A 12,230-nucleotide genomic window follows, 5' to 3' on the forward strand; every position below is an offset into this window, starting at 1 on the left:
CTTTGAGCTGGCGCAGTCGTTACGTTTCTAGGCAGGGCGCTTGCGCTTTTCTTTAGTCTGCGCTGTTTATTCATTGGTTAATTGGGTAAATTATATGTATGAATAACTGGTATATATAAACTAGTACTTGTTAATGTTTTGCTTTTTCTAAAAAAATTAGTTCAGTATAACTACTTAAGGAGGTGGGCTCCTCAGCATTGGAGGAAATAAATGATTACGATTAAATTATTGATGGTACTTATACTCATCTTAATGACCGCATTTTTTGTAGCGACTGAATTTGCGATTGTTAAAGTTCGAACAACACGGATTGACCATTTAATTGAGGCAGGAAATAAAAAAGCGGTGAACGCTAAAAAGATCCTCAGTAATCTTGATGGCTATTTGTCTGCATGCCAATTGGGGATTACTGTTACCGCATTAGGATTGGGTTGGCTGGGAGAACCGACTGTCGGCAGATTGTTAACCCCGTTATTTGAAACGTTACATGTCAGTGAAGCGATCATACCAATATTATCCGTATCCATCGCTTTTGCTATCATTACATTTTTGCATGTCGTTGTCGGCGAACTTGCACCGAAAACAATTGCCATTCAAAAAGCAGAAGCTACTACGTTATTGCTGGCAAAACCGCTTATACTCTTTTATAAGATCATGTATCCATTTATTTGGCTTCTAAATGGTTCCGCAAGATTGTTCATCCGTTTATTCGGATTTCGTCCGGTAAAAGAACATGAAGTAGCTCACACGGAAGAAGAATTGCGTCTAATTCTTTCAGAAAGCTATAAAAGTGGTGAAATTAATCAATCAGAAATGACGTATGTAAATAATATTTTTGAGTTTGATGATCGGTTGACGAAAGAGATAATGATTCCGCGAACGGAAATGATCTGTTTTTTTATAGAAGATTCGTGGGAGGAAAATATCGAAGTAATCCGAAAAGATCAATTTACAAGATACCCAGTTGCTGAAGGAGATAAAGATCATATTATCGGGCTCGTAAATATAAAAAATATTTTAACAGAGCACTTATCAAGAGATGAGCAGACAGTAAAACCATATATTCGCCCGATTATGCATGTTTCCGAAGCAACGCCAATTAAACAGGTTCTTCTTAAAATGCAAATGGAACGGATACATATGGCTATTGTCATTGATGAGTATGGGGGAACAGCAGGGCTCGTAACAGTAGAAGATATACTTGAAGAAATTGTTGGTGAAATACAAGATGAATTTGATGCAAATGAAAAACCGATGATAGAAAAACTTGAAAATGATGAACTGATTGTCGATGGAAAATTGTTAATCGATGGTGTTAACGAAATGCTGGATATAAAAATAGAGGATGCAGAAGTAGACACTATCGGAGGGTGGATGATTACGCATAATCTTGATGCTACCAGTGGTACCTCCGTCGAATTTGCAGGATATCAATTTATAATAGAAGAGATGGACGGATATCAGGTTAAAAAAATAAAAATAATAAAAATCTAACCGAACTTTTCCCATCTCGGTATTTTAGCACATTGTCGGTTACTCTAAATGTGGATTATTAGATGTTTAATTACAGCGTAAAGCGGAAAAACAAAAATAAGAAACATTCTAGAGAGGGGCATAATTAATGGAAATAAATAAAACGATTAAACAATTGAAACAAATCAATCAAGAAAATACGAGTGATAAAGTATTTACGATGTATTTAAATACGGACCCATCCGACCCGGAGCAACAAGGAGGAAAATGGAGAATTAGTTTTAAAAACGGCTTGCGTAATTTTGAATCGTATTTAACAGAATCCGGAAAAGAGGACGAATTAAAAAATTTTAAAATCGTCAAGGAAAAGGTGACCAATTTTGTCCATGAAAATGAAAAAAATCTACGACGAGGAATTATCGTATTTGCAACTGCAGCGTCAGATGTTTGGTACTCCTATTTTCCTCAAATGCGCTTAACGACTAAAATGTTTTGGCAGGACACGCCAGTATTAGATCAATTACAACAGCTGGAAGAACAATTTCCGGAAACGGGCATCATTCTTGTTCAAAAGAATCAAGTAAAAGTAATGGAAACACACTTAAACGAAGTGCAGGAAACATCTTACTACGAACTTGATTTGGATACGGATGATTGGAGGGAGATGGAAGGCCCACAGCCAGCTCATACTCCTCAAGGACAAGCTTCAGGTAATGTTCAGACGGATAATTTCGAAGAGCGTTACAATGCAAATAGACACCGTTGGTATAAAAGTATTGCTAAAAAGATGGACAAAATGGCTAAAAATCACGATTGGAAACAAATCTATGTTATTGGAGAAAGTGACTATTCAACAGAGTTAAAAAAGCAAATGGATACTTCGGTTCAGCATGTTGTTCACAAAAATATGCTGGAACATAAAGAAGATCAAATTTTAAAAGAAGTTGCAGGTTAAATGGAAAATAATAAGCTTGGGTGACCTCAAACAGGTTCCCAAGCTTTCATGCTTATAGAGGTTGTTCAAAAGTCCGGTAAAAATCGCTTTGATCAAGGGGAACTTCGACTAAGTATCGACACGTCCTGGGACTGTAGCTACGCTTTCGTCCCACCGTAAAAATTTGTGTCGAACGTCGAAATCCCCACATTCTGTGGAAGCGCGTTGGCTTGCTTTTTCGTTCCTCATGTATTTAAGGTAAGGTACTTCTACTAAAACCGCCCACGTCGTGTGGGCAACGTAGAAGTCAATACCTCCTGTACAAGCCCGGTACTCAAAGCTGCGCCGCCTTGAATATTCGACGCACAGGAAGTGCTAGTGTCGGCGTTGCGACAGGACGTCGCGTTTTTAGCCGACGTTGCGCTTTTTATCCTCTTTTTTGAACACGCACTTAAAACGATAATATAAGAAAAACGAACAAGAGAGAAATACTGAACGAGCTTGCAATATATAATCCAGCATGAAAATAATGTTTTTTTATAAGTAATTGAATAGTTTCATAGCCGAATGTGGAGAAGGTTGTATAAGCTCCGCAAAATCCAATTCCGGAAAAGAGCCATATTGCGTTTGATATGTATCCATCCGAATGCAGACGAACGATGACAGCGAGCAATAAAGAGCCTGTAATATTAGCAATCCATGTACCGATAAACGGTCTCTGGATGGAGGATGATAAATAGACGCGAAAGATACTACCGAAAAATCCTCCGCATGCGACAAATAAGAAACCCATATTACACCCTTCTTCCTTGAGCTAATTTTACTCCGGTATAAGCCATCAATACTCCACCGAACAGGCTTAATAACGTATAAACCAACGCCGCTGTTGTATTTTGTGCCCATAAATTAACTATTTCAATTGTCACAGTTGAAAAGGTTGTAAAAGATCCAATCACGCCAACCGTTATGACACGGTAAACTAACTCTGGAATCCGGTTGTTTTTTATATTTGGATGATGGAATATAAAACCGAGCAGAAAGCACCCTGTTAAATTGATAAGTAAGGTCGCGAATGGGAAGTAAGAATATTGATCATCGAATAATAATGAAACGCCATATCGTAAAGCTGCACCGATCATTCCGCCTGCACCGATAGCGGCATAATACGTTGCGTTCATTTTCATGACGCGTTCTGACATACCGGACACAACCCATAAATCTCAAATTTATGGTCTTCTACTAGATAATCGTGTAAGAGATTTTCTACTTCATGCATGGGACATATATTTATATTCTTGGTTTTACCACAATCACTGCATATAAAATGGTGATGATGATGGTCGCCGCACTTTAGGCGAAAATGCTTCTCTGAACGCAATTCAGTTGCTTCCAAAATCCCCAGGTCATGGTAAAGGTGCAAGTTTCGGTAAACAGTATCAAAACTGATCCCTTCGTACATGGATTCCATATAATCGTTCAATTCTTTCGCTGTTCGGTAACCATCTGCATTCGCAAAATAGTTCAGTATATCTTTACGTCGCTTCGTTGTTTTATATCCCTTATTATTCAGCAGACGAATAGCTTCTTTTTTATCCATTCGAATTCTCCTTTTCACTCAACCTGAAGGGTTTACGATTGATACTGATTGATAAAAGTAAGATAACTAATGAAATCATGACAATTGTTCCGCCAGGAGGGATGCTTAAATAGTATCCGCTTATGAGTCCGACAATGACAGCGAGTTCGCCAAAAATGACGGACAGAAAGATTAGCTGTTTAAAGCTTTTTGCATAGCGCATAGCCGCCGCAACCGGCAACGTCATTAAAGCGGAGACGAGCAATACACCTACGATACGAATCGATGAAGCAATTACAAGTGCCGTTAAAATAATGAATATAAAATGAATGCGTTTTGCATGGATGCCCGAAACGACTGCATGTTCTTCATCAAAAGAGAGAGTAACGAGTTCTTTATAAAATAAACCGATGACAATTATAATGAACAGCGAAATACTTAAGATTGTCAATAAATCGCCTTTACTAACTGCCGAAACAGACCCGAATAAATAGTTAAACAAATCGGTATTAAAACCGTTGGCGAGGGAAATGAAAATAACACTTAAGCCGACGCCCCCAGTTAGTATTATCGGTATACCAAGTTCCTGATACGATTTGTATACAGTTCGCAACTTTTCAATTAAAATCGAGCCGACGACCGAAAACACCATTCCGCTGTATAGCGGTGTAATGAATGAAACAACGATATTTTTTTCCAGTAATAAACCAAATGCGATACCGGACAATGTTACGTGTGATAGTGCATCAGCCAAAAGGGACAACCTTCTGACAACGAGAAATGTTCCAAGTAATGGTGCAATAATTCCAATTAAAATGCCTGTTAGAAATGTATTTCGCAAAAAATCAAATTCGATAAAATCTGCTATCATGGGAGTTCCTCCAACTTTAATGATCGTGGACTACAATTTGTACTGGATGTCCATAAATTTTAGACAAATCTTGCTCAGATAACGATGTATATTCTTCGGATTTTCCATGAAAGTGCAACGTCTTATTTAAGCAGATTACATCTGTAACATACTTGGTCATTGCCCCTGTATCATGCGTAACGAGCAGCAAGCTTAAGTTTTTTTCTTTATTGAGCCGGTAAAGCAGTTCGTAAAATCGCCGAACATTGTCATAGTCAACACCAACGGTCGGTTCATCCAATATAAGCAATTCAGGATCAGCTACTAATGAACGAGCGATAAACACACGCTGCTGCTGGCCACCGGATAACTGGCCGATGTTATGGTGGGCATAATCTTGCATGTCAACAAGTTGAAGTGCCTCCATAACTTTTTCTTTGTCTTTTTTTGAAAAGAATTTAAAGTAGCCGACTTTTGCAGTTAACCCCATCGAAACCACTTCATATACAGTAGCAGGGAATCCTTTATTAAAAGAGCTTGCTTTTTGTGAAACAAATCCGATCCTATTCCAGTTCTTAAAAGAGTCAATCGGCTCGTTTAAAATGGAAATGGAGCCACTGTCAGGCTTGAGCAGTCCTAAGATAATTTTGATTAGCGTCGTTTTCCCGCCTCCGTTTGGACCGACCATTCCCATAAAAGCACCGGGCTTGATGCTTAAATTTATATTATTCAACACTTCTTTTTGTCCATAGGAAAAATGGATGTCTTTTAAAGATATTACAGAATCACTCATTATTTCACCTCTATTTATTCAGTCGCTTGATCCAGTACTTCAAGGTTTTTACGCATTAATGTTAAATAATTTTCATTATGATCTATATCGTCCTCGGTTAATACTTCCAGATTATGAATGTATAAGGCTTCAGCATCAATATGTTGCTGAATAATCTGCGTCACACGATCTGAGCCGGTTTGTTCAAAGATAACATATTTCATGTTATTTTCCTTTGCCTGTTCGGCTATTGTTGTTAACTCTTTCTGGGAAGGCTCCTCACCTGAGGAACGACCACTTACGGCGATTTGTTCAATGTCATAGCGTTCTTCCCAATAACTATACGCAGCATGTGCGACAATAATTTTTTTGTTCGTTTTATTATTTAGTGTTGTTTTAAATTGTTGATCAAGTTCAAACATCTCTTTTTTCATTTTAGAGAAGTTTTCCTCCAGTGTTTGTTCTTGATCAGGAAGTATTTGTATAAGTTCGTCCTTAATAATTGCTGCCATTTCTACCATACGTAGTGGATCAAGCCAAATATGTGGATCCATTCCTCCATGATCATGCGCATGCTCATTATCTGTACGATCATTCGCTTGTTCATGGTTATTGGCAGCAGCAAATAAGGTTTCATGTTCGGCAAGTTCAATAAACGAAATATCCCTAGATTCCAACGCTTCTGCAGCAAGATTTGTAAAACCTTCAAGTCCTGCACCAAGATAAACGAACATATCCCCATTAGCCATGCCAGTTATTTCTTTTGATGTAGGTTCATATGTGTGGGCATCAACTCCCGGCGGGTAGATCGATTCAACAACAGCCAAATCACCGGCAACTTGCTCTGCGACATATTGAATAGGGTAGATCGAAGTGTATATCATTAATTGGTCGTCATTTTTATAATTGGAATTTGTCGGGCTGCAACTGGAAAAAACTAATAATAAAATAAATAGACAACCAATGGTAAGTGCTTTTTTTCTGAACATCATGTCCTCCCGGATAAATAAATTGTAGAGCGATTATATCGTAACGGTTACGATTTGTAAATAAGAAACATTCCGATTTACATCTACATTGGAAGATTTTTAACAGATTTCCATTGGTTGTAGAGGAGCGCTCTATGTATTTGTAAATTCAAACAATTTTATTGCGAAAAGTCAGAATATAATTTATAGTAAATATATACATGTGTATTAAATTTCTGTATGCTTCTCATATAATGAATGAATACTCATTCAAAACGAACAGGAGGGTAACACTTGAACAAAAGCATTAAACGAGCTGCCGTAATAGGAAGTGGTGTGATGGGCGCTCAAATTGCTGCCCACTTAACAAATGTCGGTATACCGGTCATGATGTTCGATATTGTCCCTGATGAATTAACGGAATCCGAAAAACAAAAAGGTTTAACGTTGAAAGACCGTATCGTTCGTAATCGGATTGCAACGAATAATAAACAAGCTTTGTTAAAACAAAGACCTTCTCCTTTAACGGACAAACGAAACTTGGATTTACTGACGGTTGGAAATTTAACCGATGATTTGGAAAAATTATCTGGAGTAGATTGGATTATTGAAGTCGTGGTCGAAAATCTAGAAGTGAAGAAACAAGTGCTCAAACAGGTTGATGCGTATCGAGAAAAGGGGACAATTGTTTCGACTAACACATCAGGAGTTTCTGTAGAGAAAATGATTGAAGGAAGTTCAGAAGATCTTAGAAAACACTTTTTAGGAACCCATTTTTTTAATCCACCACGGTATTTAAAATTACTTGAAGTGATTCCGACGAAAGATACAAAACCGGAAGTGCTAGCCTTTATGAAGGCGTTTGCGGAAAATGCACTCGGAAAAGGAGTAGTAGAAGCGAAAGATACCCCCAATTTTATTGCAAATCGTATTGGCACGTATGGGCTTCTCGTAACTGTAAAGGAAATGATAGAAAACGGCTATAGTGTTGGAGAAGTGGATTCGGTTACCGGCAGCTTAATTGGGAGACCGAAAAGTGCTACATTTCGTACGCTAGATGTTGTTGGCTTGGACACCTTTATCCATGTAGCAAATAATGTACACGATCAAGTCGAAGGGCCAGAAAAAACGACGTTTAACATTCCGGAATTTATGAATGACATGCTGGAAAAGGGATGGATTGGCGCTAAAAGCGGGCAAGGTTTTTATATAAAGAAAAAAGATAAAGAAGGAAGTACAATTTTTGAGCTGAATCCGCACACAATGAAATATGAAAAGCAAAAAAAGTTACGATCTCCTGCAGTGGAAATGGCTAAAAATGAAAAAACGGTGGAACGAAAATTGAAAACATTGATTAAGGCGAGGGGAGATCGTGCCGGAGATCTTGTCTGGTCCACTCTCAAATCAGTGCTTCTTTATTCCGCTCACTTACTTGGGGATATTGCAGATGATATTGTTTCAATTGATGAGGCAATGAAATGGGGATTTGGATGGCAATTAGGTCCTTTTGAACTTTGGGATGCAATTGATGTTCAACAATCAGTTGGGAGAATGAAGGAAGAAGGGGAGCAGATTCCTGATTGGGTGGAAAAATTCCTTGAGGACGGTAATGAAACATTTTACAAAAAAGAAAATGGTAATGTTTATTATTACCAAGAAGGAAAGTATATAGAACAGCAGTTTAATAGAAAAGAAATCCATTTGAATCTCGTAAAAGAAAAGAAGCAAGTTATTAAGAAAAATTCAGGTGCGAGTTTAATAGATATTGGAGACGGTGTCGCTGTCCTTGAATTTCATTCAGCGAACAACGCAATCGGACTTGATGTTATTCAAATGGTCAATTTTGCACTGGAGGAAGTTGCCAAAAACTACGAAGGCCTTGTTATCGGTAACCAAGGGAAGAATTTCTGTGTAGGAGCTAATCTTGCGCTTATGTTAATGGAAGCGCAGGATGATAATTTCTTTGAACTGGATATGGTTGTAAGGCAGTTTCAGAAAATGGCAATGAGTATAAAGTATGCTGAAAAACCAGTTGTTACAGCACCATTTGGAATGACCCTTGGCGGAGGAGCAGAAGTTACTTTGCCTGCCGCTTCTGTGCAAGCTTCCGTTGAAACGTATATTGGGCTCGTTGAATTCGGTGTCGGACTCATCCCGGGTGGGGGCGGAACGAAAGAACTGTACTTAAAAATGCTACGGAGTGTGCCACGGGACATCTCTTTTGACCGATTAAAAATAGCGAATGATGTATTTGAAAAAATAGCAATGGCGAAAGTGTCAACGTCAGCATCGGAAGCTTTCAATTTAGGTTATTTTGGTCCTTCTGATTCTATTAGTGTGAATCCGGATCACCTGTTACATGATGCGAAGCAGAAAGTGCTCGCGTTGGCAGAAGCAGATTACAAGCCACCAGAAAGAGAAAAAATTCCCGTTGTCGGTGATGCTGGTTATGGCGCAATGTTGCTCGGGGCAAAAACATTGCAATATGGGGGTTACGCTTCCGATCATGATATTAAAATTGCCGAAAAACTCGCATATGTCTTATCCGGAGGACGGATTAGAGAAGGAACTTATATCGATGAGCAAGTGATGCTGGATTTGGAAAGGGAAGCGTTTTTAAGCCTGATCGGGGAACCAAAAACGCAAGCGCGCATGCAACACATGTTGCTGAAAGGAAAACCGTTAAGAAATTAAGCTGAAGGAGGAATTGTCTTGAAAGAAGCAGTTATTGTTGCAGGAGCCAGAACAGCCGTTGGTAAAGCAAAAAAAGGGTCTTTGGCAAACATGAGACCGGATGATTTAGCGGCTATTACGATTAAAGAAACGCTAGCTCGTGCCGGAAACTATAACGGTAATATAGATGATGTCATTATCGGCTGTGCCATGCCTGAAGCAGAACAGGGAATGAATATGGCCCGAAATATTGCCGGTCTCGCAGGATTAGAAAAAGACGTACCAGGCGTAACCGTTAACCGCTATTGTTCATCGGGGCTCCAAACAATCGCTTATGCTGCTGAGCGCATTATGCTTGGGGCAAGTGATTCTATTATTGCCGGCGGTACGGAATCAATGAGCCTGATTCCAATGGGCGGGCATGTTATTAAACCGAATCCGAAGCTTGTTCAGGATGCTCCCGGCTATTATATGGCGATGGGACATACGGCGGAAGAAGTGGCGAACCGCTTTTCCATATCCCGAAGCGAGCAGGACGCATTTGCTGTAGAAAGTCACAAACGGGCGGCAAAAGCATTAAAGGAAGGAAAGTTTCAAGATGAAATCGTTCCTGTCAAAGTAACGGAACGCAAAGTGGGAGAAAACAATAAAATTGAAGAAGCGTCATTTCAATTTGACCAAGATGAAGGAGTGCGTCCGGATACGACAGCTGACATACTGGCAACTCTTCGGCCTGCATTTGCGGTAACAGGGACTGTGACCGCAGGGAATTCTTCTCAAATGAGTGATGGAGCTGCATCTGTACTTGTGATGGAGCGGGAAAAAGCAAAGGCAGAAGGACTGACCCCAATTGTAAAATTCCGTTCGTTTGCAGTTGCCGGGGTAGAACCGGAAATTATGGGAGTCGGCCCAGTTGAAGCAATTCCGAAAGCAGTGAAGCTGGCTGGCTTACAACAATCAGATATTGGTCTATTTGAGTTGAACGAAGCTTTTGCCTCTCAAGCAGTTCGGGTAATTCAGGCACTTGATATCGATCCGGAAATTGTTAATGTTAATGGCGGCGCTATTGCACTTGGCCATCCGCTTGGGTGCACCGGAACGAAATTAACATTAAGTCTAATTCATGAAATGAAGCGTCGCCAGGTACAATTTGGAGTTGTAACGATGTGTATCGGTGGTGGAATGGGAGCAGCCGGCGTATTTGAGTTGTTGTAAATGAAATGAAGGGCATTTGAATTATCGTGTGGAAAATTAGGTGTGATGGAGGACACTAGCGAATGGAATATGCGAGACTCCTGCGGGAGGAAAGAGGAGGCTGCTGAAAAAGTCCTTATAAAATAGCTCACAATCCGGAAAGTTAGTTTATAATAGACTTATTATATTTAAAAGTGGGGATTTCCAATGTTAGAACGACAACCGTCATTACCATTAAGCGCACACGACGAACTTTACGATATGTTGATTCCGAAAGATAACTTCCTTCGTCAAATGAAAGAGTTAGTGGATTTCAGCTTTATTGAAGAGGAGCTAAAAGACAAATACTGTTTAGATAATGGAAGAAATGCCGAGCCGCCTGTTCGAATGTTTAAGTATCTTCTTCTGAAACAAATCTATGATTTGTCGGATGCAGACTTAGTAGAGCGCGCTAGGTATGACTTGTCTTTTAAATATTTTTTGGATCTCGTTCCGGAAGCTTCTGTCATCCACTCAAGCTCTCTAACCAAATTCCGCAGACTACGTTTGAAGGATAAAAACTTAATGGATCTGCTTGTGGATAAGACGGTTGAGTTAGCCCTGCAACATGAGGTGTTGGCGAGTAATACGATTATTGTAGACGCCACGCATACGACATCCCGTTTCCATGCGAAAATGGCTAAAGAATATGTCCAAGAAAAATCTAAATTATTGCGTAAGACGGTCTATAAACACCAGGCATCCATTAAAGGAAAGTTCCCAGCCAAGCCAACTACTAATTCGCTGGAAGAGGAACTGGCGTATACGAATACCGTAATCGATGTCATAGAAAAAGAGGAACCATTAAAACAATTGCCGGTCGTTAAAGAAAAAATCAATATGGTAAAGGAAATCATAGATGATATTCAAGAAGAAGCGAATTACGGTGGAGATCCCGATGCTCGAAAAGGCTATAAAGCGACTGATTATTCATTTTTAGGTTATAAAACGCATATCGCAATGTCCGATGAACGTATCATTACGGCAGCGGTAGTTACTTCAGGTGAAAAAAGTGATACAAAATATCTAAAGGAATTAGTGGAGACTAGCGAGAAAAATGGCATGACAGTGGATACGGTGATTGGAGATACTGCCTATTCGGGTAAAGATAATCTAAAATATATGAAAAAAAGAGAAAAACAATTTATTTCCCGCTTACACCCTGTTATTACGAATGGAAAGCGTGAAAGAGGAAAGGAATTCGAATTTAATAAAGACGCAAATATGTATGTATGCCCAGCAGGGCATTTAGCGGTAAAAAAATCAGTCAAAAAAAGAAAAGATGATTCATCAAAAAATACGCAGTTAAAATATTATTTTGATGTAGAAAAGTGTAAGGTATGTCCACTGCGTGATGGTTGTTACAAAAATGGAGCAAAAACAAAAACCTATTCGGTAACAATTAAATCGACTGAACATATTGCTCAGGAGGCATTCCAAGAAACAGAAGCATTCAAACGATTAGCGAAAGAGCGTTATAAAATTGAAGCTAAAAACAGCGAATTAAAACACAGACACGGGTATGTAAAAGCCAATTCCTCGGGTCTGATTGGCATGAAAATTCAAGGAGCCGCCACCGTATTCGTGGCTAATATGAAAAGGATCACCAAGTTAATAAATCAAAAATAGGTGAATAAAACACCTGTGAAATAGAAAAAAAGAAGTATTTTCTGATCATAATCATGAAAATTTACTCCTTTTTTCTTACACCTTTTTATTTTTTAAATAAAGCCAACTTTTTCAGCAGCCTC

Annotated in this window: 11 protein-coding genes; 5 read left to right on the top strand and 6 right to left on the bottom strand. The window is 39.1% G+C overall.

Translation table 11 applies throughout. The features are described 5' to 3' along the window. Window positions 1-210 precede the first annotated feature (210 nt). Both ACLIBG_RS10610 and ACLIBG_RS10615 read left to right on the top strand, forming a co-directional pair. Window positions 211-1,494: a hemolysin family protein gene (locus ACLIBG_RS10610; RefSeq protein ID WP_439312733.1), complete on the top strand. Its 1,284-nt coding sequence runs from the start codon at window positions 211-213 to the stop codon at window positions 1,492-1,494. A gap of 127 nt (window positions 1,495-1,621) precedes the next feature. After that, window positions 1,622-2,428 (top strand): VLRF1 family aeRF1-type release factor, encoded by an 807-nt coding sequence (locus ACLIBG_RS10615; protein ID WP_439312734.1) that lies wholly within the window; start codon window positions 1,622-1,624, stop codon window positions 2,426-2,428. A 430-nt stretch (window positions 2,429-2,858) separates the two neighbouring features. Here ACLIBG_RS10615 and ACLIBG_RS10620 read toward each other — a convergent pair whose 3' ends face one another. From ACLIBG_RS10620 to ACLIBG_RS10645, 6 genes are read right to left on the bottom strand one after another with little or no spacing between them, the layout of a single operon-like run. Then, window positions 2,859-3,200, bottom strand: a complete 342-nt coding sequence (locus tag ACLIBG_RS10620) for a fluoride efflux transporter FluC (protein ID WP_439312735.1) — start codon at window positions 3,198-3,200, stop codon at window positions 2,859-2,861. 1 nt (window position 3,201) lies between these two features. Next, entirely contained in the window at window positions 3,202-3,606 is a 405-nt protein-coding gene (locus ACLIBG_RS10625) for a fluoride efflux transporter FluC (protein ID WP_439312736.1), read from the bottom strand. Continuing rightward, window positions 3,588-4,004: a Fur family transcriptional regulator gene (locus ACLIBG_RS10630; protein WP_439312737.1), complete on the bottom strand. Its 417-nt coding sequence runs from the start codon at window positions 4,002-4,004 to the stop codon at window positions 3,588-3,590. The genes ACLIBG_RS10625 and ACLIBG_RS10630 overlap by 19 nt, the downstream gene beginning before the upstream one ends. After that, on the bottom strand, window positions 3,997-4,854 hold the full coding sequence (locus ACLIBG_RS10635; protein ID WP_439312738.1) for a metal ABC transporter permease: 858 nt from the start codon (window positions 4,852-4,854) through the stop codon (window positions 3,997-3,999). Before ACLIBG_RS10635 ends, ACLIBG_RS10630 begins: the two co-directional genes overlap by 8 nt. Before the next feature lie 16 nt (window positions 4,855-4,870). Further along, a complete protein-coding gene (locus ACLIBG_RS10640) occupies window positions 4,871-5,626 on the bottom strand; it encodes a metal ABC transporter ATP-binding protein (protein WP_439312739.1) in 756 nt (251 codons plus the stop codon). A gap of 14 nt (window positions 5,627-5,640) precedes the next feature. Beyond that, window positions 5,641-6,594, bottom strand: a complete 954-nt coding sequence (locus ACLIBG_RS10645) for a metal ABC transporter solute-binding protein, Zn/Mn family (RefSeq protein WP_439312740.1) — start codon at window positions 6,592-6,594, stop codon at window positions 5,641-5,643. Between the two features lie 273 nt (window positions 6,595-6,867). Between ACLIBG_RS10645 and ACLIBG_RS10650 the strand changes: the two genes are divergently transcribed. The 3 genes from ACLIBG_RS10650 to ACLIBG_RS10660 all read left to right on the top strand — a co-directional run bounded on the left by ACLIBG_RS10650 (window position 6,868) and on the right by ACLIBG_RS10660 (window position 12,108). Continuing rightward, window positions 6,868-9,267 carry a 3-hydroxyacyl-CoA dehydrogenase/enoyl-CoA hydratase family protein gene (locus tag ACLIBG_RS10650; protein ID WP_439312741.1) on the top strand — a complete coding sequence of 800 codons (2,400 nt, stop codon included), beginning with the start codon at window positions 6,868-6,870 and terminating at the stop codon, window positions 9,265-9,267. Window positions 9,268-9,285: 18 nt separating this feature from the next. Further along, on the top strand, window positions 9,286-10,461 hold the full coding sequence (locus ACLIBG_RS10655; RefSeq protein ID WP_439312742.1) for an acetyl-CoA C-acetyltransferase: 1,176 nt from the start codon (window positions 9,286-9,288) through the stop codon (window positions 10,459-10,461). A 186-nt stretch (window positions 10,462-10,647) separates the two neighbouring features. Next, the gene (locus tag ACLIBG_RS10660; protein WP_439311245.1) at window positions 10,648-12,108 is read left to right on the top strand and encodes an IS1182 family transposase; all 1,461 of its coding nucleotides are present in this window, start codon (window positions 10,648-10,650) and stop codon (window positions 12,106-12,108) included. The last annotated feature ends 122 nt before the right edge of the window (window positions 12,109-12,230 follow it).

The organism is Virgibacillus sp. W0181 (assembly GCF_051846915.1).
GTDB lineage: Bacteria > Bacillota > Bacilli > Bacillales > Amphibacillaceae > JBPYCR01.